21 protein-coding genes and 5 tRNA genes are annotated in these 24,039 nt (G+C 37.9%); 7 read left to right on the top strand and 19 right to left on the bottom strand.

Features of this window, described 5'->3' with window-relative positions; translation table 11 throughout:
• Nucleotides 1-40: 40 nt before the first annotated feature.
• From JNUCC76_RS02070 to JNUCC76_RS02060, 3 genes are read left to right on the top strand one after another with little or no spacing between them, the layout of a single operon-like run.
• Nucleotides 41-1,372 carry a M20/M25/M40 family metallo-hydrolase gene (locus JNUCC76_RS02070; protein WP_454156502.1) on the top strand — a complete coding sequence of 444 codons (1,332 nt, stop codon included), beginning with the start codon at nucleotides 41-43 and terminating at the stop codon, nucleotides 1,370-1,372.
• Nucleotides 1,369-2,448: a methionine ABC transporter ATP-binding protein gene (locus tag JNUCC76_RS02065; protein ID WP_454155381.1), complete on the top strand. Its 1,080-nt coding sequence runs from the start codon at nucleotides 1,369-1,371 to the stop codon at nucleotides 2,446-2,448. The genes JNUCC76_RS02070 and JNUCC76_RS02065 overlap by 4 nt, the downstream gene beginning before the upstream one ends.
• A 2-nt stretch (nucleotides 2,449-2,450) precedes the next feature.
• A complete protein-coding gene (locus JNUCC76_RS02060) occupies nucleotides 2,451-3,146 on the top strand; it encodes a methionine ABC transporter permease (protein ID WP_454155379.1) in 696 nt (231 codons plus the stop codon).
• A 33-nt stretch (nucleotides 3,147-3,179) separates the two neighbouring features.
• On the opposite strand, the gene JNUCC76_RS02055 is transcribed toward JNUCC76_RS02060, so the two are convergent.
• The 3 genes from JNUCC76_RS02055 to JNUCC76_RS02045 form a co-directional block, all read right to left on the bottom strand.
• Nucleotides 3,180-3,878 (bottom strand): GntR family transcriptional regulator, encoded by a 699-nt coding sequence (locus JNUCC76_RS02055; protein ID WP_211635439.1) that lies wholly within the window; start codon nucleotides 3,876-3,878, stop codon nucleotides 3,180-3,182.
• Between the two features lie 4 nt (nucleotides 3,879-3,882).
• A complete protein-coding gene (gene nagA, locus JNUCC76_RS02050; RefSeq protein ID WP_454155376.1) occupies nucleotides 3,883-5,019 on the bottom strand; it encodes an N-acetylglucosamine-6-phosphate deacetylase in 1,137 nt (378 codons plus the stop codon).
• Between the two features lie 140 nt (nucleotides 5,020-5,159).
• On the bottom strand, nucleotides 5,160-5,684 hold the full coding sequence (locus JNUCC76_RS02045; protein WP_454155374.1) for a phosphatidylglycerophosphatase A family protein: 525 nt from the start codon (nucleotides 5,682-5,684) through the stop codon (nucleotides 5,160-5,162).
• 98 nt (nucleotides 5,685-5,782) lie between these two features.
• Here JNUCC76_RS02045 and JNUCC76_RS02040 point away from each other — a divergent pair.
• A tRNA-Gln gene (locus JNUCC76_RS02040) sits at nucleotides 5,783-5,854 on the top strand.
• 45 nt (nucleotides 5,855-5,899) lie between these two features.
• On the opposite strand, the gene alr is transcribed toward JNUCC76_RS02040, so the two are convergent.
• Both alr and JNUCC76_RS02030 read right to left on the bottom strand, forming a co-directional pair.
• The gene (gene alr / locus JNUCC76_RS02035; RefSeq protein ID WP_454155373.1) at nucleotides 5,900-7,021 is read right to left on the bottom strand and encodes an alanine racemase; all 1,122 of its coding nucleotides are present in this window, start codon (nucleotides 7,019-7,021) and stop codon (nucleotides 5,900-5,902) included.
• Nucleotides 7,022-7,132: 111 nt separating this feature from the next.
• Nucleotides 7,133-7,681, bottom strand: coding sequence for a TetR/AcrR family transcriptional regulator (locus tag JNUCC76_RS02030; RefSeq protein WP_454155371.1), 549 nt, complete (start codon nucleotides 7,679-7,681; stop codon nucleotides 7,133-7,135).
• A gap of 222 nt (nucleotides 7,682-7,903) precedes the next feature.
• On the opposite strand from JNUCC76_RS02030, the gene JNUCC76_RS02025 reads away from it, so the two are divergent.
• On the top strand, nucleotides 7,904-9,730 hold the full coding sequence (locus JNUCC76_RS02025) for an MFS transporter (protein WP_454155370.1): 1,827 nt from the start codon (nucleotides 7,904-7,906) through the stop codon (nucleotides 9,728-9,730).
• A 31-nt stretch (nucleotides 9,731-9,761) separates the two neighbouring features.
• Here JNUCC76_RS02025 and JNUCC76_RS02020 read toward each other — a convergent pair whose 3' ends face one another.
• From JNUCC76_RS02020 to JNUCC76_RS01995, 6 genes are all read right to left on the bottom strand, one after another.
• The gene (locus JNUCC76_RS02020; protein WP_454155369.1) at nucleotides 9,762-11,852 is read right to left on the bottom strand and encodes a DNA topoisomerase; all 2,091 of its coding nucleotides are present in this window, start codon (nucleotides 11,850-11,852) and stop codon (nucleotides 9,762-9,764) included.
• A gap of 130 nt (nucleotides 11,853-11,982) precedes the next feature.
• On the bottom strand, nucleotides 11,983-12,396 hold the full coding sequence (locus tag JNUCC76_RS02015; protein ID WP_444716802.1) for a DUF3021 domain-containing protein: 414 nt from the start codon (nucleotides 12,394-12,396) through the stop codon (nucleotides 11,983-11,985).
• Entirely contained in the window at nucleotides 12,383-12,850 is a 468-nt protein-coding gene (locus JNUCC76_RS02010) for a LytTR family DNA-binding domain-containing protein (RefSeq protein WP_454155368.1), read from the bottom strand. Before JNUCC76_RS02010 ends, JNUCC76_RS02015 begins: the two co-directional genes overlap by 14 nt.
• On the bottom strand, nucleotides 12,828-13,556 hold the full coding sequence (locus JNUCC76_RS02005) for a hypothetical protein (protein ID WP_454155366.1): 729 nt from the start codon (nucleotides 13,554-13,556) through the stop codon (nucleotides 12,828-12,830). Before JNUCC76_RS02005 ends, JNUCC76_RS02010 begins: the two co-directional genes overlap by 23 nt.
• Complete coding sequence (locus JNUCC76_RS02000) at nucleotides 13,553-14,353, bottom strand: ATP-binding cassette domain-containing protein (protein WP_454155364.1); 801 nt, start codon at nucleotides 14,351-14,353, stop codon at nucleotides 13,553-13,555. The genes JNUCC76_RS02005 and JNUCC76_RS02000 overlap by 4 nt, the downstream gene beginning before the upstream one ends.
• A 116-nt stretch (nucleotides 14,354-14,469) precedes the next feature.
• On the bottom strand, nucleotides 14,470-15,918 hold the full coding sequence (locus tag JNUCC76_RS01995; protein ID WP_454155362.1) for an NCS2 family permease: 1,449 nt from the start codon (nucleotides 15,916-15,918) through the stop codon (nucleotides 14,470-14,472).
• A 333-nt stretch (nucleotides 15,919-16,251) separates the two neighbouring features.
• Between JNUCC76_RS01995 and JNUCC76_RS01990 the strand changes: the two genes are divergently transcribed.
• Together JNUCC76_RS01990 and hemH are read left to right on the top strand one after the other, a co-directional pair.
• Nucleotides 16,252-16,323, top strand: a tRNA-Glu gene (locus JNUCC76_RS01990).
• A 258-nt stretch (nucleotides 16,324-16,581) separates the two neighbouring features.
• A complete protein-coding gene (gene hemH / locus JNUCC76_RS01985) occupies nucleotides 16,582-17,523 on the top strand; it encodes a ferrochelatase (RefSeq protein ID WP_454155360.1) in 942 nt (313 codons plus the stop codon).
• A gap of 41 nt (nucleotides 17,524-17,564) precedes the next feature.
• Here the strand turns inward: hemH and JNUCC76_RS01980 are convergent, their stop codons facing one another.
• From JNUCC76_RS01980 to ftsH, 8 genes are all read right to left on the bottom strand, one after another.
• Nucleotides 17,565-18,281, bottom strand: a complete 717-nt coding sequence (locus JNUCC76_RS01980; RefSeq protein ID WP_454155359.1) for a YebC/PmpR family DNA-binding transcriptional regulator — start codon at nucleotides 18,279-18,281, stop codon at nucleotides 17,565-17,567.
• Between the two features lie 70 nt (nucleotides 18,282-18,351).
• Nucleotides 18,352-18,885: an rRNA large subunit pseudouridine synthase E gene (locus tag JNUCC76_RS01975; RefSeq protein ID WP_454155357.1), complete on the bottom strand. Its 534-nt coding sequence runs from the start codon at nucleotides 18,883-18,885 to the stop codon at nucleotides 18,352-18,354.
• Between the two features lie 76 nt (nucleotides 18,886-18,961).
• Nucleotides 18,962-19,034: transfer RNA gene (locus JNUCC76_RS01970), tRNA-Thr, on the bottom strand.
• 4 nt (nucleotides 19,035-19,038) lie between these two features.
• Nucleotides 19,039-19,111: transfer RNA gene (locus JNUCC76_RS01965), tRNA-Asn, on the bottom strand.
• Between the two features lie 110 nt (nucleotides 19,112-19,221).
• Nucleotides 19,222-19,294, bottom strand: a tRNA-Asn gene (locus JNUCC76_RS01960).
• Between the two features lie 62 nt (nucleotides 19,295-19,356).
• The gene (lysS, locus tag JNUCC76_RS01955; RefSeq protein WP_454155355.1) at nucleotides 19,357-20,844 is read right to left on the bottom strand and encodes a lysine--tRNA ligase; all 1,488 of its coding nucleotides are present in this window, start codon (nucleotides 20,842-20,844) and stop codon (nucleotides 19,357-19,359) included.
• 87 nt (nucleotides 20,845-20,931) lie between these two features.
• Entirely contained in the window at nucleotides 20,932-21,825 is an 894-nt protein-coding gene (gene hslO / locus JNUCC76_RS01950) for an Hsp33 family molecular chaperone HslO (RefSeq protein WP_454155353.1), read from the bottom strand.
• 109 nt (nucleotides 21,826-21,934) lie between these two features.
• Nucleotides 21,935-24,037: an ATP-dependent zinc metalloprotease FtsH gene (gene ftsH / locus JNUCC76_RS01945; protein WP_454155352.1), complete on the bottom strand. Its 2,103-nt coding sequence runs from the start codon at nucleotides 24,035-24,037 to the stop codon at nucleotides 21,935-21,937.
• Nucleotides 24,038-24,039 lie beyond the last annotated feature (2 nt).

Here is a 24,039-nt window from a genome sequence, read left to right as displayed (position 1 = left end):
TCGGCGCGTACATAATTTCTGTGGAAGGTAATAAATGAACATGAGTTCTAATCAAAAATATTTAAATTTACTCCGCGATCTAGTTGCACTACCCAGTGTTTCGGCAACTCGTCGCTGTTTACCCGAAGCAGCTCAACTTTTGGCGACAACTTTTCGTGAATTAGGTGCTCAAGTAACCTATGATGATACCTATTTTGCGCCATTCGTATTAGCTCAATTTAGGAGCAGTGTCCCTGATGCTCAGACGCTAGTTATCTATAATCACTATGATGTGCAGCCAGTAGAACCAATATCATTGTGGCAAACAGATCCTTGGACACTTTCTGAACATGACGGTAAATTATATGGACGCGGAACTGATGATGACAAAGGAAATATCACTGCCCGCTTGACAGCCATCGAAGAATACTTAGCTGAACACGAAGGTCACTTACCAGTAAATATCACTTTTATTATTGAAGGTTCTGAAGAATCATCCTCTCAGCACTTGGATGAATACTTAAGTAAGTATCAAGATCAACTATTCGCAGATTTAGTTATTTGGGAATCAGGCGGAAAAAACGTGCATGATGTGGTGGAGATTTTTGGTGGTAACAAGGGTATCGTAACATTCAATGTTGATGTACAAACAGCAAAGAGCGATCTTCATTCATCTTTAGCTGGTGTCGTAGATTCTGCTGCTTGGCGTCTGACCCAAGCTTTAGCAACCCTATTTGATAGAGAAGGTCACATTGCTGTCCCAGGATTCTATGACGATGTGGCCATCCCTAATCAACGCGAAAAAGAACTGGTTAGAAATCTTCCTACAACAAGAGACACATTGATTCAACAACATGGTCTAACTTCGCCACTTTTAAGTGATAAAACTGGCAATGACCTAAAAGAAACATTATATTTTCAACCAACATTAAATATAGAAGGTATTCAAAGTGGCTATTTAGGTGAAGGTGTCAAAACCGTTTTGCCTGCTGTTGCCTCTGCTAAACTTGAAGCTCGTTTAGTTCCTAATATGGATCCTGACCAAACCCTGCAACAAATTAAACAGCATTTCCAAAATGAAGGATTTTCTGATATCGTGGTAACCAAGACGTTAGGTCAACCAGGATATCGTAGTGACATGTCGGATCCAGAAATTTTGCGTGTTATTGATATCACTGAGAAGTATTATCATCAGCATCCAGTTATTATGCCAACGTCTCCTGGCACCGGCCCAATGTATTACATTCACGAAGCATTGAACGCACCTATAGCTAGCTTGGGCGTAGGATACGCGCATACATTAGACCATGCACCCAATGAAAATATCCGATTAACAGATTATAATCAACATATTGCTGTAATCAAAGAACTAATTAGGAGTTATGAAAAATGACAGAACCAATCATTGAACTAAAAAATATCGATGTCACTTTCCATCAAAAAAAGCGCACCATAGAAGCTGTCAAAAACGTTTCCATCAATATTGAACGTGGTGATGTTTACGGTATCGTAGGCTATTCCGGTGCTGGAAAATCAACACTTGTACGTGTGATTAACTTGCTGCAAGAACCAACTAGTGGCTCCGTAACTGTTAACGGAGAAACTTTTTTTCAGGCTGGTAGTCAGAATGCTAAAAAAACACGAATTGGCACAAATGACTTGCGTGTTCGACGTCGAAAGATTGGCATGATTTTCCAACATTTCAACTTATTAAATGAACGAACAGTCACAGAAAATGTTGCCTTCGCATTGCAACACAGTAAATTAAAAGACGATGAAAAGAATGCTAAAGTAGCTGAGCTACTCGAATTAGTTGACCTATCTGATCGTGCAGAACAATACCCTTCACAACTTTCTGGTGGTCAAAAACAACGTGTCGCTATCGCTCGTGCCTTAGCCAATGATCCTGAAATTTTAATTTCTGATGAAGCAACTTCCGCATTGGATCCTAGAACAACGAATCAAATTTTGGCCCTATTAAAAAAGCTAAATCAAGAATTTGATTTAACAATTGTATTGATTACACACGAGATGCAAGCCGTCAAGGAAATTGCAAATAAAGTGGCTGTGATGCAAAATGGCGAAATTATTGAACGTGGCTCACTTCTGGAAATATTTGCCCAACCAAAGCAACAGTTGACACGAGAATTCATTGAAACAGCTACAAATATTGATAAAGCCATTGAAACAATTAGGCACGAACCGCTAGTGAAAGAGTTAAAAGAAGGTGAAATTTTTGCTCGTTTATCATATGTTGGTGAGACAACTGATGAACCATTAATTGCTAGCTTGTTCCGTGATTTTAATGTTACGGCAAACATTTTGTATGGTAATATCGAAGTCTTGCAGGATACACCAGTTGGATCTTTGCTAGTTATTTTGTCAGGTGAACCAACGCAAGTGCAAACAGCCCTATCTACATTACATGATCATCATGTTGAAGTCACAATTCTTAAAGGAGGCAACTAATTATGAGCCAATGGTTTACAAATACATTCCCTAACGTTGTTTATCAAGGTTGGAGCGGCGATACTGGTTGGTGGACGTCCATTGTTCAAACAATCTACATGACGTTCTGGTCAGCTATCTTTGGTGGTATTCTTGGTCTAATTTTTGGCCTCGGATTAATCATTACCGCACCCAATGGTATTGCACCGAACAAAGCTTCATTTTGGATTTTTGATAAGGTCGTATCACTTTTTCGTGCCATTCCGTTTATCATTTTATTGGCTTTTATTGCACCATTTACAAAGCTCCTCATTGGTACCCAAATTGGTACCACAGCTGCTTTAGTACCATTATCATTAGGTGTATTCCCTTTCTATGCGCGTCAAATACAGGTAGCCTTGAGCGAAGTTGACAGTGGAATTGTTGAAGCTGCACAGTCGGTGGGTTCATCCTTTTGGGATATTGTCTTTGGGGTTTATTTACGAGAAGGCCTTTCAGAAATCATTCGTGTATCGACTGTGACCTTAATTAGTCTGATTGGTTTAACTGCCATGGCTGGTGCCATCGGTGCTGGTGGTCTAGGTAATATGGCTATTTCATACGGATACAATCGTTTTGCAACTGACACAACTTTGGTAGCTACACTGCTTGTCTTAATCTTGGTGTTAACTGTCCAAGTTACCGGTGACTTCTTGGCTAAGAAGTTTAATCATAAATAAAAAAAGATGGTTGATCTATGATCAACCATCTTTTTATCTTGTTAAAGTAAATTCGAAACGCTCACCCACATAATATGATCGTACATATTCAAACGGCGTATCATGTTGATCATATGAGACCTGTCGTACAGATAAAATTGGATCACCTCTTTTTATCTGTAATAATTCCGACAATCTTTCATTTGCTAACGTGGCCGTGATTGTTTGCTCAGCATGTCCAGGGTATACCCCCGCTGATGCTAATGTGGCGTACAATGATTCTGTCAATGCGCCACGAGTGAATGACTCAATTAATTGGACTGGCAAAGTTGTACGTTCTAGTAAAATAGGCTCATCATCCCCCAAACGCAAACGCTCCATGATCAATACTTTATCTGTGCTATCCAGTTGCAAATGCTCAATTTCTGAAGCGGATGGTGTCGTAGTCTTATAGCTAACCGTCACCGTATGCGGTATTCGACCTGTAGCTGCCATTAATTCTGTAAAACTAGTAACACCCAGGGCACGTTCAGAAACCTTCTGTTCAGCGACGTAAGTTCCTGATCCGACTTTACGTTCTAATATGCCTTCGTCAACCAATGTTTGAACTGCTTGGCGTAATGTCATACGCGACACGTTAAACTCAAGTGCCAAATCTCTTTCAGCAGGTAAACGCTCTTGTGAACGCCACTCACCAGCTTCGATACGTGACAGTATTTGATTATGAATTTCAATATATCGAGGTTTAGCCATTGTTTTACCGTGCAAAATGGCGACCAAGTGAATACGTCGCCTCTAAATGCAATTCCTTGTCAAAAATGTTAAAGTCAGCATCCTTACCTTCGGATAAGTTGCCTTTTTGGGTAAGCCCAAACTCGCGTGCTTGGTTAACTGAACTCATTTGCACTGCATCATTAATATCAGCACTTGTGAATTTTTGGATGTTGGTGAACGCATCATCATAAGCCAGTACAGAACCAGCCAAGTGACCATTATCTAAGCGCGCTTGCTTATCTTTAACAGTAACTTTTTGTCCGCCAAGTTCAGATATACCATTTCCTAATCCTTCAGCTCTCATTGAATCAGTTACTAGCTCTAATTTGTGAGCACCTTTGATTCTAAAAGCTAATTGTAACATGTCAGGTACAATATGAAAACCATCGGCGATTAATTCACCAGTAATTGCGTCCTCTAGCATACCATGTCCCGTGACACCAGGTTCACGATGATGCAAAGGCCTTTGCGCATTATACAAATGAGTAATATGTGTGGCTCGTGAGTGTACCAATTGTGCTCGTGTCGCGTCAGAATGCCCAATTGATGGAACAATGTTATGCTGTAGCATAAATTCTTCAAAATCAGGAATACCACCATTTTCTGGCGCATAGGTCACTAATCGAATACGTTCGCCAGAAAGTGCATACCATTTTTTCAGAAGTTCTGTATTGGGATCAATAATATACTCTTCAGGCTGTGCACCCATGAAGACTTTGTTAATAAAAGGCCCTTCCAAATGAATTCCCTGAATAACCGGATTAGTTTTGGCAACTTGGTCAATGGTTCTCAAAGCACGTTCAATATTTTCTGGTGATTGTGTAATTGTTGTTGGGAATAATGATGTAATACCTTCCGTAACCATCTTATTAATCATGGTATTTAACTTTTCGGGATCACCATCCATCGTGTCTAATCCATAACCGCCATGCTTATGAACATCAATAAAGCCGGGAACAATTATCTTGCCTGAGGCCTCATTTATCAATTCGTCATCAGCTTTTTCCTTGAAGTCAATCATATAACCGACTTCCTCAACCGTATCTGTAAAACGCATGAAGGCATCTTCTATATGCTGATACCCTGTGTAAAGATCAATGTTTTTAATTAGTTTTGCCATAATATTTCGTACGCGAAGCGAAATCACCACGCAGCACATTCCTCCTAAATCTTGCCTCTACAACGATAATAATGAAGTCTATAATAATAGTATAATTGGTCTAGACCTATTATGCAAATTTAACTACAAAAAAATAACGCCTAAGCGTTATCTTGGTTTGGTAGAATAGAATCAACTCTACCGGTCGCATACTTGTGCGCAACCTTAGAGGCTGCAGCTGCGGCCAGTGCGCCCACAATATCATCTGCAAACGTCGTTACCGCTTCAGAAGTTTTTCCTTTACGATCTAATTCACCAACAAGGCCAACTTTTGTTTTATCAATATAACCATAGTTTGTAACACCAATTGTATCAAAGGACATTGCAATTGCTGTACCGATGGTTTCATCAACACCAAAAAGCCCATCATCATTTTCAACCAAATCTTGCAACGGGGCTTCTAGCAAATGAGCTTCAGCCAAACGATCAAGTTCTAAACCAACCCACACCTGGTGCTGAACAACTCGCTTATGTAAGATACTTTCAACTGCATCTTCTACTTGTTCAATTGTTAATCCTTCGACATACGATTGCTCATTGTTGAAGGCTATTCGCGCGATATCTGGTATCGTAATATGATGCGCAGCTAACTTTGCGACTGTGTTTTCATATGTTGCATATTGCATAGTATTCCCCCTTAAAGTATTTTCCCCAGTATACCGAATTTATCTACTAATTACCACTTGCAAATTGATAACAAATTCTGTAAAATATATAAAGTAATTGCCCCTTGGCCAAGCGGTAAGGCGGTGGCTTCTGGTGCCACTACGCGCTGGTTCGAATCCAGCAGGGGCAATAATTTTAAAAGGTGAACGACATCAAGTCATTCACCTTTTTCTTTTTATGAAACAATTATTCGTTGCAGTCTCGGTGCAAAATCATTCATTAACGCCACAATACTACTTTGTGTATACTCAGCTAAATCCTGCATCGTTATACTTTGATCACCAACACGACCAATTAAGGTCACGCTAGTGCCAACTGCAACTGGATTAGTAACAAAAATCATTGATTGATCCATGGCTACGCCCCCAACAATATGACCAATTTGTCCATCCGCAACCAAAACACGCATACCATTGCCATTGAACGGATAACCGTCAGAATGTCCAATTGGAATAGTAATCAAATACCCATCATTTGGTGCATGATATTCTGCCCCATAGCCAACCGCATCACCCTTTTTCAGCGGCTTGCTGTTAACAACCTTAGCTTTCAATGACAAAGCTGGTATCAACTCGAATGGCATCGACATTATTGGCACAGAACCGTTAATGCCAAATAATCCAATACCCAAACGAACAATATCCGTATTAATTTTTTCGGGATACCAAGTAGCAATACCTGTATTCGCAAAATGCTTCTCAATTGGTTCTGCTGGTAAATCATGTGTCAAGCGCTGCCATTCAGAAATTTGAAAATCCACATAGTCAACATTTGGTGTATCTGCAGTAGCAAAATGTGTCCACATACTTTGAAAAATGAGAGTATCTTGCGCTGATATTTCTTGAATTGCTGCTACCAAATCTTCACGACTTTTGAAACCAATACGGTTTAAGCCCGTGTCAACGGGTAACGATACCTTTAATGTCAATCCTGTACCAACTAACTGTTCGGCTGCTGCTTTTATTGATTCTTTGGTACTAAAAGCTAACGTAATATTACGTTCAGCAGCCAATTGCGCATAGCGTGAATCTGTTAATCCGAGTACATCAATTGGTTGTACATACCCCAAATCACGTAGTGTCAAAGCTTCATCGAGCATGGCCATGCCAAAACGGGTAGCCCCAGCTGTAATACTCAAAGCGGCCATCTCAGGTAATCCATGCGAAAAAGCATTAGCTTTCAACACAGCCATGATCTCTTTGGCATGCGCATTCTCTTTAATCACTTTTAAATTATGCACAACTGCTGATTGCGACAACTCAATTACAGCATGTCGATGTGGTGCATTATAGTTCATTTAATTTCACACTTTCATTTTATAAATAATTTCTCATGTAATTCTTTTAATTATACAATACTACAAGAATTTTATAAAACTGTATGTTGATGCATATTCGTTCTTAATTTTTTATAAGGAATTGAACGATTGGATTAGTATGTTGGCAACTTCCGTTATTTCAATCTTTTCACGATCAAATTCAAGCCATTCCCCGTATACGTTCCACAAGCCGCCAACCCCATATCTTGTTGTATATATTACTTCACGCCTATTCACCTCTTTTTGAATATGCCAAGGCGCAGAAATAATTGTGTACAACTCAGGAATCATTTTGTTAAACTCACTTAACACATAAGTGAATAAACCATTTTTTTGTAGTATAAACAATTCGTGATCATGCTGACCCCAATAATAAAAAAAATAAACGATAAACTCTTTGAAATTTGCTAATTTTTTTGAGCGTAAATCATTACCATACCGCTCAATTAGGATATCAATGTATTCAGTCAAAATATCTTCTTTAGAAGCATAGTAGCGGTAAAATGTTCTTCTTGATATTCCTGATCGTTTACTAATATCTGAAATGGTAATTGATTTAATATCTTCTACTTCATCCAGTAACTCCAAGAATGCACTCCGTACCCATTCTCTTGTTTGCAACGACATTCGGTTATTCATCGAGTTCCTCCTATATTTGACACAAATCTTTTAATCTGTGTAACTAGTTATAATTTTATTTCATCTCTTCTATTTCATTTTTTTAAGCCTATACTATATGTTGTTGGCACAATTGTGACACAAATACACTTATGTGTCAAACGTTACTACAATTACACGCTTTTATAATGAAGCAAAAAAAGGAGACGACAACATGAACAAAAATAGTAGGAGAATTTTAAGATGATTAAATCAACGAAACGTCTGGGATTCATTGGTCTGACAATTGCCATGTTTATGGGGACATTGGACAGCACCATAGTCAATATCGCCTTGCCAAAACTAATGACGACATTCAATACTAGTTTGGCAGGAGTTAGTTGGGTTGCTACTACCTACACACTTGCCTTAGCCGTTTTTATGATTACAGCGACAAAATTAGGCGACAAGTTTGGTCGCAAAAAACTCATGATTATTGGTTTACTTCTTTTTGCAGGGTCTTCGGCAGCTTGCATGTTTGCCCCTTCACTCATGTATCTTTTAATTTTTAGAGTCTTTCAGGGACTGGGTGGTGCAATAATTACACCACTGGTATTGCCTATGGGTATTGAACTCTTTGGTAAACAACATATGTCAAAGGTTGCAGCAATTGTAGGGGCCGTCACTGCCCTTGCAGCGGCCGGTGGACCTGCTGCTGGTGGCTTTATTTTGGAATATATGTCTTGGCACTGGATATTTGGTCTTAATGTACCAATTGGCTTAATATCTCTACTACTAGTGCTGCTCTTTACAAAAGAGTCTTTTGATGAAACACTTGTTGGTCATTTCGATATTTTTGGCATGCTTTTTTTAACCATATCATTAACGGGAATTACTTTTGGTTTACTTGAAGGACGTGAGTACGGTTGGACATCAACGCTTATTTTGTCAAGCTTCTTAGCTGGCATCATCGGGTTAATCGTGTTTATTTTGATAGAGCTAAAAGTTAGTTCACCGCTTGTCGAACTTAATCTTTTTCGTGAAAAAACATTCACTTCATCTTGTATTATTTATTTCGCGACTGGATTTGCGCTAGTCGCCCCAGCTGTTATTTTTAATTATTATCTACAAAATGTGCTCAATTATGATGCTTTGCATTCTGCTTTAATGATCATTCCCGTCTCATTAGCTATCGCTGTCACAATGCCCCTTGCTACACGACTTTCTGATAGAATCAGCGCCATTCCTGTAAACTTGGTTGGTATGCTACTTATAGCTGGTAGCCTACTATTATTCTCATTTATAACTACAACAACACCTAAAAGAATAATGATTGTTTTCTCGATTATTATTGGTTCTGGATTCGGTTTCTCTACGGTTTCTTTTGTTTCTTCCGTCAGGCACTTACCGAAATCAAAAACTGGCATTGGCTCTGGTATTACGAATGCTTCCCGCCAGATTGGTACTTGTCTGGGAATTGCCGTATTAGTTACTGTCCTCAATACTAATATATCAACAGCTAAGTCTCATATACAAAATCATTCCGTAGCCATAATCAATCGAAAAAACTTATCTCCAAATGTTAAAAACACTGCAAAATCCGGAATTAGGCAGATTTTTTCAAGTAATGATCAAAAAAATGTCAACTATACGTCGCAACAAAAACAATTTACTGAACAGCTAAAGCATGCTGCTTTAAACAAAAGTAAACTGCCCCGACCTAAAAAAGACACAGACTACAGAAAGCTATATGATGCCACATTTAAAATTAGTGAAGGAAATCAGAAAATCAATGATTCTTTACAAAAATTAGCGGGCACAACCACAACAAATCAGGTGTTAAACAACAGTATTATTGCGCTATTTGATGGTAATTTAACTTTACTAAATGGTCAAAAAAACATATTAGAAGCCATTAAATTGTTAGCCCAAAGGGATGAATTGAAAAGTACTTTATCAGAAATTAAAAAGGAAAAAAATACATCATTAAGTCGTGCATTCAGTAATACCTATGTCGTATGCGCTTTCTTATTACTACTTTGCTCTCCTATCGCTTTGTTGTCAGATATACGTCAAAAGAAAACATATTGAAAACAAAAAAGCATAATCAACACTACGTTGACTATGCTTTTTTTGTTTTTGGGTTCAACTTAAAACCATAAAAAGTGTTCCCTTTGAAAGTTTGTTTCGCCATTTTTCCAACAGCCGTGTAGGATTTGCCACGTTTAGACTTGGCTGGAAAACTGACTTCTGCCCCAGCTAGTAGTTTTTGCAATTCTTCATCTGTAAAAATGTGTCCACTCCATTCGCGAGCAAAGGTAATTTCCTGTCCTTGCCACATAGCGGTCATCTTTTCAGATATTTTACGTGGCTTTTTTACGCTTGGTTTAGGTTTGCCAAGTAATGTTTCAAGCGCTTGCGCATTGTCTAACATAATCGGCATGTCGTGTTCAACTACTTTCGTCACTGAATCTAGTACTTGCGGCATAGTCATTTCAAAGCGACCAACCTGATCCATCATTTCAAACAAACGCTTTGTGATTTTTGGCGAAGCAATCCATGTATCTTTTACCATGATAGCGGATACATTTCCCGTTTCTGTCAAACCTAGTTTGCCACGCTTTTCAGTTAACATGGCTTTGGTGCCACGGGACATTTCAGACAGTGTTGACACGCGCGTTGCACCAGTACCAACGTTATGCTTTTCTAAAAAAGCCATAATCCATTTGGTTGATGGTGCTTGTGGCTTTGGATTCGCACCCTCATGTAAATATGGCGTTGCTTGCGGACCTAATTGACCACCAGTTGACTCCACTTCTTCCCCTTCTTCCACCTTAATGGCTTTTTGTGAGTCATAGACTAACTTAAAGTTTAGCTTAATTGGTATGTTGAAGGCTGTCTTAAATTCCGGATAATCTTTCAAATTAGCTGTAACATGGTCATAAACGTAATCTTCTGCTAACATCGCTAAATAGTTTTTAGCCAAAACTTCATAAATTGCTGGTCCACTAGGGCCAAATTTTGCTAAAGCCTGCATAGTTTGTGGCACATTCTCACCTGGACGATTGGCACCGTGCGCCCCTTGTGACTTAACATGCGTTTTTCGTGGTGAACGGTGGGTTAGTAAATTTTTATCGACACCAACAACGCTCGCAATCTGATCAATTAATGGCAATAACTCATTAAATTGTTCTGGTGTTACTGTCTTATCTTCTGTACGCGGATAAGACACGATTTGTGCTTCGTACATTTTTTGATAGGTACTTAATACTTCTTTAGATGAAAACCCACGAGGCGCCAATATAGAAGCCAATCCTGCCAAATCTAACAGCTTGCCAGGTGCTTGTGTACGTGTTTGGTGTTTTTCATTAATAACTTCAGTTTCATGATAATTGTTGAAATCGACTTTTGCTTGTTCTTTTGTTGCAAAACGCCAAGGAACTACCTCTCCCTGCGGTGTAACTCGTCCAAAAATATGCCCCGCAGGATCTTTAAATTTCACTTCAAAATATGGCGTTTTAACATAATTTTTAATAGCTTCCAGTTGTTGATAAATACGCCAAACAATAACGGATTTCAACCGACCTTCACGTGCAACCACTTTAAAGCCTGCTTTTTTAGCAGCAGTAGTTGCAATTCGCGTAAGTTGCATGGACGCAAAATCCCAACGGTTACGACTTTCACCTTTTACATACTCTCCATCCGCCATTTTATCGGAAACATTTCGTAATTGGTGCATGGCTTTTTGAATGCCTGATGATGATTCATCCATAAAATTGGCCCGTAATACCTGACCACGCCAGCCGATTGCATCTAACGCTTCCCAAGCGAGTAGTTCCCCTTCTCCGGACGGGTCAGTATCTGTTGCAATCACAATCGCATCATACCCTATTTTAGATTCTTTTTTCAATTCATCAATCAGTTTTTTGGTTGACTCAATCTTTCCAGTGCGCATGTTACGTTGACGAATATAAGTCCGTGCCCAAGAAAAATCTTCTAAATTCCATGGTAAATGTTTCACCAACCAAGATTTATATTGCTTTTTTAAATCTTCAGCCACCATCTCTTCAGGATCTTTTAAGGTCATAACATGACCACGTAAATTTGTAATTTTATATGTAAAATCACCAAAAACTCCTGTTTTTCCACCTAGCGCTTTTGTAAAGTTAGCTGCCGCTGAAGGTTTTTCAGTTAAAATGAGGTAGTTTGGCATAAGGAATATTTTTAATCTTTCTTAAAGTTGATTTATTCTATTTTAACAGATTACAAGTTAATCCGCGAAGACGGTCAACTAGAAAATTAAACCATGAATGTATAGCCAATATAAGGAGCAATTCAACATCTTATTCATTTGTTGAATCATTTTTTTTCGGCTTATTTTTTTGCAATTGTTCATTAATACGCCGTGCATTGTCTCTACCTTGTTTCCTGAAATAGATAAAAATAATGACATAAGTAATCACAAATGTTGGTATATTAGTAAACGTAATCACTGCACTTCCAAACGTTAACCAAATGAAAAAGCCATATGTCAACATTTCCAATATGAAATGGCTAATGAGCTGTGTAATAAAAGTTATCTTATCATATTCAAAAATCAGAGATAATAAGCCCATAATCGCACTCATGGTCATTAACAAGCTGAATTGTCTCATTGATGGTGTTCCATGATTTAAGGTAAACGATAATAGAGAGATAAATGATCCAATGCCAATACCAATAAATAGATATACAATTGCTTCTTTAAAATGCTTCATCTTCTGCGCTCCCTTCTAATCTTTTTAGAATGCCTTTGATAAACCGTCTTGATACGGTTACTCGAGACTGATTGGTCAAAAAAGCGTAATAATTACCAGAAAACGCAGATTCCATCTTCGACAAATAAGATAAGTTCATTACTTCTGATTTAGAAATTTGCACGAAATCAGATTTTTGATTTTCTTCCAAAAACCTCTTCAATGTTTTTCTAGTTGTGATTTTGTAATTGTTTTTGAGTGTAAAAGTTAAATCATTTCCATAACTTTCAACTAAAATAATATCTTCTTTATCTACAACACGAATATTGTCAGTTGTTTTGATAGCAAGTTGGCGTGAAGGTGTGTTTCTAGATTTAAGATACTGCGCAATATCAGCTAATTGCTCAATATCACTACCTGAAATAACAACTTGAACATCTTTCAATTTATCATCAATATTGATGTTTATTTCCATTTTTATTTCTCACAATCACTTTCAACAGCACACTCAGAATACATAATAAAATGAGTAGGTATAGAACTATTTTACCAGATATATAATCAGTATCATTAAGATGATTAGTATAATTGGTGACAAATAATTTGATTGGCAAATAATTTCCTAACTTACCAACATCCATATTACCCATAATTCCTGAAATAATCATGATAGCAAAATAGCTAATCATGGAAATACCATAGACACGGGAAAATTTCTTTAAAATCGTTGTCAGGATAAAAACAATGATGAAATATACAGCTGTATTTAATATTTGAAATATTGCCATTTGACCTATAATTACTGCATTTGGCAAAGGCAAATTAAAATGTGATAGAAAAATCCACGAGTAGATAATGCTTGATAATAGAACAAACACCGTTAATGCTATAAATTTGTGTAAGGCTTGTGAAACACGTGAATAACCGAAAAGTTCGGCACGCAATGTAAAGCCTTGCTCGACTTCTTGTGAAAATAATGAACTAAAACCAACAAATACCATCGAAAGCGGTATCGTACAAAAGAAACTCAAGTAAAGTTGGTTCAAAGCTTGCGGTACGTTAGCATAGCTATTGCCAAACACTAATGCCATCATTGGTGCAAATGCAAACCCAAAAAATAGCGTAATGATATTGCCTAATAAATTTTGAAATTCAAAGACTAATTTTCTTTTTTTAATCATGACCGCTGCCCCTTCATAACTTCCGTATAAACTAATTCAATATCGCTTTGTGTCCGCCTAAAGTCATCCCCGTCATCAATCAGTCGACATGCGACCTTGTACTCATCTTCTGGTTGTTGGACCTTGATGCTTTTTTCAGTATGATTGCCCACTATAAATGCCGAATAGCCGATATACTGCTTAAACAAATTTTTTGGTTCATCAAAAGCTTTTACTTGGCCATCATGGATAACTAGAAGTTTATCAGCTAACGCTTCAATTTCTTGTGCATAGTGCGTGACCATCAAAACAGTTGTTTGATGTTGCTTAAAGTAGATTTTCAATTGACTAATTAGTGCTTGTCGACTTTCAAAGTCAAGTCCCGTCGTCATTTCATCTAAAAATAATAATTCTGGTTCTTGATAAAGTACCATAATCAAGCTCATTCGCTGTTTTTGTCCACCAGATAAGTTTTTAAAATGAAGTGATAGTTGGTCACTAAAATCAAAGAAATCAATTAACTCAGTTAATTTTTTATCCCGCTTAATACGCGTGTTCAGCATGCCTTCTATCATTTTTTGATTTGTCATCGTATCAACATAGTGCTGTTCCTGCATTAAGATACCAACATCACCAGTATCAATTCTCACCTGACCCTTAAAAGGAATTAACCCGAGACAACTATTAACTAACGTCGATTTCCCTGACCCAGATTTACCCATTACCCCTATAATCTCACCCTTATTGATGGATAGTTCTGGCACTGTTAAGGCAACTTTTCTACCATAAGAAACACTTAAATTTTTGATGTTTAACATATATTCTCACCCTCCTAATATTGGCTTTATTGTAGCAATTGAGGGCATAAAAAAAACCACTTTTGTGATAAGCGGTTAAATATAAGTATTGAAAGAATATGATAGTTATTTTTTATTTATATAAATGCTAAAACAATAAAATTGATTAAAAAGAAAGATGATACGATTAGCAGTACCGGTGACACTTCCTTAAACTTACCCAAGGCAAATTTTACGACGATAAAGAAGATAAAACCAGCAGCAATACCATAAGAAATTGAATAACTGAAAGCCATAAATACTGAGGTAAAGAATGCAGGAATGGCAACTTCTAACGATTCCCATGAAATTTTCTTAAACTCGCCCATCATCATAATACCTACTAAAATAAGTAATGGTGATGTAGCAGCTGTTGGCACAACGCCCACCAATGGTGCAAATAATATCATTAAAGCAAAACCAATAGATGTTACAATGTTCGCTAAACCTGTTCTGGCTCCAGCAGCAACACCAGATGCTGATTCAATAAAAGTTGTTGTATTTGAAGTACCAACAATACCAGCAAAAGCAGTTGTAAAAGTATCAACAACCAATGCTCGATCCATCTTGGAATTAAAGCCATCACTAGATTCAAAAGATTTTTGGTCTTGCTTTGAAAAGATACCAGTTTGATTACCAATACCAATTAAAGTACCAATAGCATCAAATAATCCCGTAAGGCCCATAGCAAAAATCGTAATTAACGACAATGAGGCATTATGCCAGTTATTAAATAAACTTCCCATCCCCTGTGCGCCTAATGACTGACCAAAAACATGCCCTAATTCGCCAAATGCATGACTCACAGATGTTCCAGCACCAATATGAATATTGGTTACGCCCATTGGAATACCAATTAAAGTGGTCACTATCAATGATATCAGAAAAGCACCTGGTATCTTTCGCATAACTAATACAATCAAGATAATCAGACCAATTAATGCTAATACAGTACTAGCACTATTGAACTTTGTTAACTCTGGTGTCACACTACCGTTAGCCAAGATACTATTTAACGCACCATGTACTTCACCTGTGAAAGGCTTGTCATTTAACGTTATGATATTACCTGGATCAACAATAAAGTTGATAAAACCGGCATTTTTCAAGCCAATATAAGTAACAAACAACCCAATACCACCACCAATAGCTGCTTTTAATTCCGTTGGAATACCCTTAACGATGGCGCGACGGCCATGTGTCAACGTAATCACAATATCTACTAAACCAACTAAAAACACAATAGCCAATGCTTGTTGCCAAGTAAATCCAAAACCAAATACGATGGTATATGTAAAGTAGGCTTGCATACCAATACCTGGTGCTAATGCAAACGGTACATTAGCAAATAAACCCATAAATAATGTACCAAAAACCGCTACAATAATAGCTGCTAAAAACACAGCTTGTGTAGGTATACCTGTTTGTCCCAAGATTTGTGGATTTAAAAAGAAAATATATGCCATTGATACAAACGTTGTAATCCCGGCAACAATTTCACGACGTACAGTCGTTTTATTCTCTTTTAATTGAAATAATTTCTCCATTATTTTCTCCTATACAATGATGTAACTTGTTAGCCTGCCTGTATGAATTATTAATGGAAAATAAAAAATTGACGCACTAATGGCTATCAATTCAATAAAGTGTCTATGATAGTTCCAGCATGGGTGCTGGCTAGAAACAATCGACCATTATTCGATACTATATCAGCTAAATTTCACATAGAATAGTCTAGCATTGATATTCAAAGATAACAAGCGTTTGAACTTAATTACTAATAATTTATTATTGAAAAATAGTCATAAATAGCTTGACGATTATCACAAAAATTGATATTATATTATAGTTATCTGATACAGATAGACATTATTGACCATGGCTCGTTGGTCAAGTGGCTAAGACGCTGCCCTTTCACGGCGGAATCGAGAGTTCGATTCTCTCACGAGCTATATCAAGTCGCAACTTAGGTTGCGGCTTTTTATTTTGTCTTATTAAAATCAATAAATTCTAATTTTTATAAAATTCAGGTATTAACTAGAAAAATATTGTATTTATTAGCAAATTCGAAGTAATTTTGTAAGTAAAAATAATTACTACACAAAAGGACAATAGTTATCCTTATCACAATTTTTTGCTTTTCGACATACATTTTGATTAAAAATTAGGTTATAGTATTACATATTAAATCAGACAAGGATCACTTACTTATGCAAAAAAAAGGTCTATTATTAGTCAACCTAGGTACCCCTGACTCCCCTCACCCAGATGATGTGAAAGTATATTTAAAAGAATTTCTATCAGACACCAACGTCATTCAAATGCCAAAATTACTCTGGCAACCCATTTTAAGAGGTAAAATTTTACCAAAAAGATCAATCAAGTCGGCAGAGCTTTATCAAAAAATTTGGCGAGAAGATGGTTCGCCATTGATGGTCTATGCAAAGAAGCAGGCTGAGCAAATACAACAATTACAACCGAATTGGATTGTTCGTTATGCAATGACGTATCGTAAGCCTAACATTGCAGAAACACTGAAAGAAATGCGTTTAGCAGGCGCTGATGACATTGTCGTATTACCACTGTTTCCACAATATTCTGTTACGTCAACACAATCAGTCATTGATCAAGTCCGTAAGGCTGACAAAAGCATTAAAGTTGTTAAATCATTTTACGACGATGAAGCCTATTTGGATTTATTAGCTAGAGACATTCGCGAGGCGTGGGCCAAGAACAATTATGATCGTTTAATCATTAGTTATCATGGTGTTCCCGAATCATACGTTCGTCGTGGTGATCCTTATGTTGACCACTGTACAGCAACCACACAAGGCGTTTTAGAGCGTGTTGGACCGTTAACACCTGATAATACTCACCAGGTTTTCCAATCACGATTTGGGCCAACTGAGTGGGTCAAACCTTATTTAAGTGACACACTCATGTCACTACCAAATCAGGGTGTTAAACGTATTCTAGTAGCAACTCCCTCATTCGTAGCTGACTGCTTAGAGACAATTGAAGAAATTCATGTCGAAAATCATGATATCTTTAAAAAGGCAGGTGGTGAAGTCTTTGATGTTGTGCACCCCTTTAATGATCATATTGATTTTTCTAACTATATTGTTTCTCTTGCCAACCGACATTTTGAATAAATTAATACACAAAAAAAGCAATGGGTATCATTGCTTTTTTATTATAATTCAACGTTATGATAGACCTTTTGAACATCATCATCAGATTCTAACGCATCAATTAACTTTTCAAAAGTTTCTAAATCTTCATCGGCTAATGACATTTCTGATTGTGGCAACATGCTAATTTCTGTAGTTGAGAAATCAGTTACACCATTGTCGCGCAAAGCAGCAATTGCTTGATGCAAAGCAGTTGGTTCTGTATAAACAACGATATGATCATCTTGTTGTTCGGCATCACGAACATCAACTTCAGCATCTAGCAGTGTTTCTAAAGTAGCGTCAGCATCTTCACCCTCAAAAACAATCACGCCTGTTTCATCAAATAAATAACTAACAGAACCAGCAGCACCGTAAGTTCCACCATTTTTGTTAAAGGCTGTGCGTACGTTTGTAGCTGTACGATTAACATTTGATGTCAACGTATCAACAATAATCAATGAGCCGTTTGGCCCAAATCCCTCGTAACGTCCTTCGATAAAGGTTTCATCCCCTGAACCCTTTGCCTTTTCAATGGCACGTTCGATAACATGCTTTGGTACTTGTGCTTGCTTAGCACGTTCAATAACAAACTTTAATGTTGAATTAGCTTCAGGATCTGGGCTTCCGCCTTGCTTCGCAGCAGCATAAATTTCAATACCATACTTACTGTTAACTTTGGCGGCCGCACCATCAGTCTGCGCCTTTTTCATTTTAATGTTTTCCCATTTACGTCCCATGAGGTCACCTCTTTTAATTTACATCTTTTATTATTATAAACGTTTATGGTGCTTTTGCGCCACAAAATAATTACTTCACAATTCGATATTGTCCTGGTTTTAAATCAGCAATATGATAATCACCAATATGCGTCCGAATCAAGCGTAATGTCGGTATGCCCACAGCAGCTGTCATACGTCGAACTTGTCTATTGCGACCCTCTTTAATTTTTAGCTGAATAAAACTTGTTGGTTGATTCTGACGGACTCGAATTGGTTTTTCACGTTCCCATAGCCATTTTGGATAAGGAATACGTTTAACTTTAGCTGGTAAAGTTATACCGTCTTTTAATGCCACACCTTGTTCAAGTTGCTTTAGTTGCGACTTTGTCGGGACTCCGTCAACTTGAACAACATATGTTTTATAAGCCTTATTTTCTGGATCAGTCAATTCATGGTTTAATTTACCACTATCAGTTAATAATAATAAACCTTCACTATCCATATCTAACCGACCAGCAGCATATACTCGAGGAATATCAATATAGTCAGCTAAAGTTGCACGCCCCTCACTATCTGTAAATTTTGTTAAAACATTGTACGGTTTATTGAATAGTACAATCATTTTTTAATTGCGTCCTTTTCATTATAAAAAAATAAGCAAACCGCAGATGATTTGCTTTTCATTATATAAGTAATAGTGCCGACGAGAGGAATCGAACCTCCGACCCCAGGTTTACGATACCCGTGCTCTACCAACTGAGCTACGTCGGCGAAACTCCGACTGCCGGGCTCGAACCGGCGACAACCTGATTAACAGTCAGGTGCTCTACCAACTGAGCTAAGTCGGAATGACTTTCGTTGCTAACACAACTATATTATTATGCCATGTGACAGAAAATATGTCAACAGTTTATCACATAAAAAAGAAGCAAACCAGAACGATTTGCTTCTCATAAAACTCCGACTGTCGGGCTCGAACCGACGACAACCTGATTAACAGTCAGGTGCTCTACCAACTGAGCTAAGTCGGAATAATGTCGCTAACACAACTATATTATTATAACTAATTGTGTAACGACTTGTCAATGATTTATTATTCTGGACGCATTGTTGGGAACAACACAACGTCACGAATTGTGTCAGAATCAGTCAATAACATAACTAAACGATCAATTCCAACTCCAAGGCCACCCGTTGGAGGCATACCGTACTCCAAAGCCTCAATAAAGTCTTCGTCAATGCCCTCAGCTTCGTCATTACCATTTTCACGTTCAGCTGCTTGAGCTTCAAAACGTGCACGTTGATCGATGGGATCGTTTAATTCAGTAAAGGCGTTCGCGTACTCACTACCCATGATAAATAACTCGAAACGGTCAGTAAAGCGAGGGTCATCAGAATTTTTCTTAGCTAGTGGTGACACTTCAACAGGATGTCCGTAAACAAATGTTGGTTGTATCAACGTATCTTCAACGAAATCTTCAAAAAATGCGTTAATAATATGTCCAACACCCCAGTACTTTTCATACTTAACATGCTTATCATCAGCTAACTTTTGCGCTTCTTCAACTGACATTTCTTGCCAGAAATCGATACCTGTTTGCTCTTTAATCAAGTCAATCATATGCTTACGAGCAAAGTTAACACCTAGATCAATTTCAGTACCTTGATAGGTGATTTTTAAGTTATCTGACACGACCGAAGCCGCAGCCTTAAAAATACCTTCTGTTTCATCCATCACGTCTGTAAAGTCCATATAAGCTGCATAAGACTCCATTGTTGTGAACTCTGGATTATGTTTTGGATCCATACCCTCATTACGGAAAATACGGCCAATTTCATATACACGTTCCATGCCACCAACAACCAAACGCTTTAAATATAATTCTGTCGCAATACGCATGTACATATCAATATTCAAAGCATTATGATGTGTGATAAACGGACGTGCTGCAGCACCACCGGCTTCAGTTTGCAAAATCGGCGTTTCAACCTCAAGGAAATCGTTTCTATCCATATATGCACGAATAGCAGAAATGATATGTGAGCGTTCTTGGAACTTTTTGAAAGAATCTTCATTAGCAATCAAATCCAAATAACGCTTACGATAACGTGTTTCAACATCAGAAATACCATGGAACTTATCAGGCATTGGACGCAAAGCCTTAGATAAATGTGTTAATTCCGTAGCCAAAACTGTTAATTCACCAGCTTCAGTCTTCATCATAATTCCCTTGATTCCAAGGAAGTCACCCAAATCCGCTCTTTTAATAATCGGATAATTATCTGCTAAATCATCACGTCTTGCATAAACTTGAATTTTTCCAGAAACATCACGAAAATCAGCGAAAATAACTTTACCTGCGCCACGCTTTGCAACCATGCGACCTGCAATAACAACTTCATGTTTTGCATTCTCTAACTCTTCTAAAGAGCTGGCATCATATAGATTATGCAGTTCTTGCGCTTTTGCTGTACGTTCAAATCGCTTACCGAATGGGTCTAAGTGTAAATCACTAACGATTGTTGCCAACTTTTGTCGGCGCGCTAGCATTTGATCATTAAGGGCTTTTTCTTCAGCCATTTGTATAAAATCCTTCCCTATTGCGCGTTTTTTAAATACACGCCTACTAACTAAATATCATACCAAAAAAAAACAATAATCTCAAAGTCACTCGTTATTTTTTTCAATCTGTTTCAAAATTTCGGATAATTGTTCCTCTGTGAAAAAGTAACGCTTTCCGGAGAACTTTCCCACAATTTCAGCGCCATGATCTTCTTTGATCATTGCCTGAATTTCAGATGCTGGAAGTGTGAGCAACATTTTAGCATATGCGTCTTTGGATGGCTCTGCGGCCAAACCTATTCCAGCTGTTTGAAGAATCTCAACTTCACCTTTCCCAAAAATTGCTTCAAGCACTTCTAGTGGCGTATATCCTTCTTGAATCATTTCAGAAAGTGGTCTCATATTTTTTAGAGCTCTCTCAAGTTGATCAATTGCTTCATCAGTAGCATCAGGTAACGCCTGAACAAGAAAGCCACCCGCTCCAGCGACCGTATCATCACTATTCATATAAACGGAAACACCTATAACTGATGGTGTTTGCTCTGATTGTGCTAAATAATATGTAAAATCATCCCCAATTTCTCCGCTAACCAGTTGACTCTGACCTATGTAAGGATCAGAATAGGGAGCAAACTTTGTAACCTGTAGAAAGCCATTTTTTCCAACAGCTTTAGCCACATCAAGCTGTCCTGCTTCATTTATTAATGTCTCAAGGTTAGGATTAGTTACATAGCCACGCACACTTCCTTTAGCATCAGATTCTACTACAACATTGCCAATTGGTCCGCGTCCATTAATTTTTGTTGATAAGGTTTCTTCACCTTTCAAAACAGCCTGAGCTGTCAAGGTTGTAGCCAATAAACCGCGCCCAAGAACAACAGCAGCAATACGCGATGTTTCGTGGATTTGCCCTGCCTGATGGACGAGGTTGGTCCCATTTACGGCAAACGCACGAAAATACTTGTTTTTGGTAATTGCTTTGATAAATTGATCTGCCATAATTTTCCCTATTATTTAATTTATTGTATTTATATTTAACAGTGTAGTGTTTTTATATTTGCTAAACATATGACAAAATAAAAAGCTGGCGTCACCGCCAACTTCTATTTTACTTATTTTCTGTATTATTGTCATCTGTTTCTGACTTATCTGTTGAATCAGTGTCTTCGTTTTGTGACTCTGAGTGACCATCAGATAACTTTTCTTCATCTTGTTTTTCAAAGCGTTGTTCAGCTTGTGAATCCTTAGCATCAGCAGCAGCTTTTGCTTCTTCAAACGACTTTGCTTTTGCAAGCTCAGTATCATCTTGGATATCCTTACGAGTAAAGGTTCCTGTTAGATAAATATCCTTAATTTGCTTTTCGTCTAATGTTTCAACTTCAAGTAGAGCCTCAGCAATTGCTGTCAATTTGTCTTTATTGTCGCGCAATATAGCAATAGCATCATCAAACGCTTCACGTGCCAAACGACGTACTTCCTCGTCAATCAAACGGGCTGTTTCTTCAGAGTATGCACGATTACCAGCTTGATCAGCATAGCCAACGCTAGCATTACCTTCAAGTTGAACCATACCTAACTTATCAGACATTCCAAAAGCTGTAACCATCTGACGAGCTAAACCAGTTGCTTGTTGGAAATCATTTGACGCGCCTGAACTAGCTTCATTAAACATAAATATTTCTGAGGCACGACCGCCCATCAAACCAGCTAGTTGCTCCTTAGCCTCCGAATATTTCAAGTTATATCGATCATTCTTAGGCGTCATTAAGGCATAACCACCAATACGACCACGCGGAACAATGGTAACTTTTCGAACGACTGAAGCTTCTGAACGAACCAATCCTACTAACGCATGACCAGCTTCATGATAAGCAGTTGTACGACGCTCTGATTCAGACATGTTATGATTTGTCTTAGCTGGACCTTGGAAAATACGATCTTCAGCTTCATCAATATCTGCAGCATCAACTTTGGACTTGTTTCGACGAGCAGCAAGTAATGCAGCTTCATTTAACAAGTTTTCCAAATCTGCTCCAACATACCCTGGAGTTTGCTGAGCAATAGCTTTCAAATCGACATTGTCTGCTAATGGCTTGTTCTTTGCATGGACGTTTAAGATTGCTTCACGACCTTTAACATCCGGCGCTCCAACTAAAATCTTACGATCGAAACGACCTGAACGAAGCAAGGCTGGATCTAAGACATCAGAACGGTTAGTAGATGCTAAAATAATAACACCTTCGGAACCTTCGAAACCGTCCATTTCTATCAAAATTTGGTTCAAAGTCTGCTCACGCTCATCATTACCACCACCCATGCCTGTTCCTCGACGACGACCAACTGCATCAATTTCATCAATGAAGATAATGGCTGGAGCAGATTTTTTAGCATTTTCAAATAAGTCACGAACACGGGATGCACCAACACCAACAAACATTTCTACGAAATCTGATCCTGACATCGAGAAAAATGGTACGCTAGCTTCACCGGCAACGGCTTTGGCCAACAATGTCTTACCTGTTCCGGGAGGGCCCTCTAGTAATACACCCTTTGGTATGCGGGCTCCTAAGTTCACAAACTTCTTTGGCGCTTTTAGGAATTCAACAACTTCAACCAGCTCTTGTTTTTCTTCTTCGGCACCAGCAACATCAGCAAAACGTACTTTATTATCCTTGGGATCTGAAGGTTTGGCTTTGGATTTACCAAAGCTCATCATGCCACCTTGACCACCTTTTCCGCCACCAGCTTGGTTCATCATCAGGTAAAATACCGCAACAATCAACAAAACAGGTACTAAGGATACTAACAAGTTTAACCAAAATCCAGAATTTTCAGCTTGTTTAGTCACTAATTCTGTTTTTGTCTTTGTAGCCGCATCTGTGACTGACTTTAACGACGCATCATTGGGTAGCAAAGTTGACGTAAACTTAGTTACCTTTTGTGTAGGTTGGAATAAACTAAGTCCTTTATCCTTGGCTGCTGTTTGTGCCTTCTTATACGTTCCAGTAACATTATAGATGCTGTTACCAGGCTGTACTGTAACTGACTTCAACTCTTTATCATTCAGTGCTTTAATAAATTCACTTGATGTAATAGTTTTCGTGGTTGTCTTATCGTTACCAAACAAGCCATAAACCATTCCTACAACAGCAAGAAATATGAAAATATAGAATACACTGCTTCGTAAGAAGCCACCTTTATTATTGTTCATTG

The organism is Leuconostoc sp. JNUCC 76, assembly GCF_053667755.1.
This window is presented reverse-complemented; position numbering and strand designations above follow the sequence as displayed.

Bases quoted from the DNA above. Each gene is read 5' to 3' on its own strand.
- JNUCC76_RS01980 (WP_454155359.1), bottom strand. From the start codon at position 18,281: ATGGGACGTAAATGGGAAAACATTAAAATGAAAAAGGCGCAGACTGAT.
- JNUCC76_RS01975 (WP_454155357.1), bottom strand. From the start codon at position 18,885: ATGATTGTACTATTCAATAAACCGTACAATGTTTTAACAAAATTTACA.
- JNUCC76_RS02015 (WP_444716802.1), bottom strand. From the start codon at position 12,396: ATGAAGCATTTTAAAGAAGCAATTGTATATCTATTTATTGGTATTGGC.
- JNUCC76_RS01995 (WP_454155362.1), bottom strand. From the start codon at position 15,918: ATGGAGAAATTATTTCAATTAAAAGAGAATAAAACGACTGTACGTCGT.
- JNUCC76_RS02020 (WP_454155369.1), bottom strand. From the start codon at position 11,852: ATGCCAAACTACCTCATTTTAACTGAAAAACCTTCAGCGGCAGCTAAC.
- JNUCC76_RS02060 (WP_454155379.1), top strand. From the start codon at position 2,451: ATGAGCCAATGGTTTACAAATACATTCCCTAACGTTGTTTATCAAGGT.
- JNUCC76_RS02025 (WP_454155370.1), top strand. From the start codon at position 7,904: ATGATTAAATCAACGAAACGTCTGGGATTCATTGGTCTGACAATTGCC.
- JNUCC76_RS02045 (WP_454155374.1), bottom strand. From the start codon at position 5,684: ATGCAATATGCAACATATGAAAACACAGTCGCAAAGTTAGCTGCGCAT.
- JNUCC76_RS02005 (WP_454155366.1), bottom strand. From the start codon at position 13,556: ATGATTAAAAAAAGAAAATTAGTCTTTGAATTTCAAAATTTATTAGGC.
- ftsH (WP_454155352.1), bottom strand. From the start codon at position 24,037: ATGAACAATAATAAAGGTGGCTTCTTACGAAGCAGTGTATTCTATATT.
- JNUCC76_RS02065 (WP_454155381.1), top strand. From the start codon at position 1,369: ATGACAGAACCAATCATTGAACTAAAAAATATCGATGTCACTTTCCAT.
- JNUCC76_RS02000 (WP_454155364.1), bottom strand. From the start codon at position 14,353: ATGTTAAACATCAAAAATTTAAGTGTTTCTTATGGTAGAAAAGTTGCC.
- nagA (WP_454155376.1), bottom strand. From the start codon at position 5,019: ATGGCAAAACTAATTAAAAACATTGATCTTTACACAGGGTATCAGCAT.
- hslO (WP_454155353.1), bottom strand. From the start codon at position 21,825: ATGGCAGATCAATTTATCAAAGCAATTACCAAAAACAAGTATTTTCGT.
- alr (WP_454155373.1), bottom strand. From the start codon at position 7,021: ATGAACTATAATGCACCACATCGACATGCTGTAATTGAGTTGTCGCAA.
- JNUCC76_RS02070 (WP_454156502.1), top strand. From the start codon at position 41: ATGAGTTCTAATCAAAAATATTTAAATTTACTCCGCGATCTAGTTGCA.
- JNUCC76_RS02010 (WP_454155368.1), bottom strand. From the start codon at position 12,850: ATGGAAATAAACATCAATATTGATGATAAATTGAAAGATGTTCAAGTT.
- JNUCC76_RS02030 (WP_454155371.1), bottom strand. From the start codon at position 7,681: ATGAATAACCGAATGTCGTTGCAAACAAGAGAATGGGTACGGAGTGCA.
- lysS (WP_454155355.1), bottom strand. From the start codon at position 20,844: ATGGCTGAAGAAAAAGCCCTTAATGATCAAATGCTAGCGCGCCGACAA.
- hemH (WP_454155360.1), top strand. From the start codon at position 16,582: ATGCAAAAAAAAGGTCTATTATTAGTCAACCTAGGTACCCCTGACTCC.
- JNUCC76_RS02055 (WP_211635439.1), bottom strand. From the start codon at position 3,878: ATGGCTAAACCTCGATATATTGAAATTCATAATCAAATACTGTCACGT.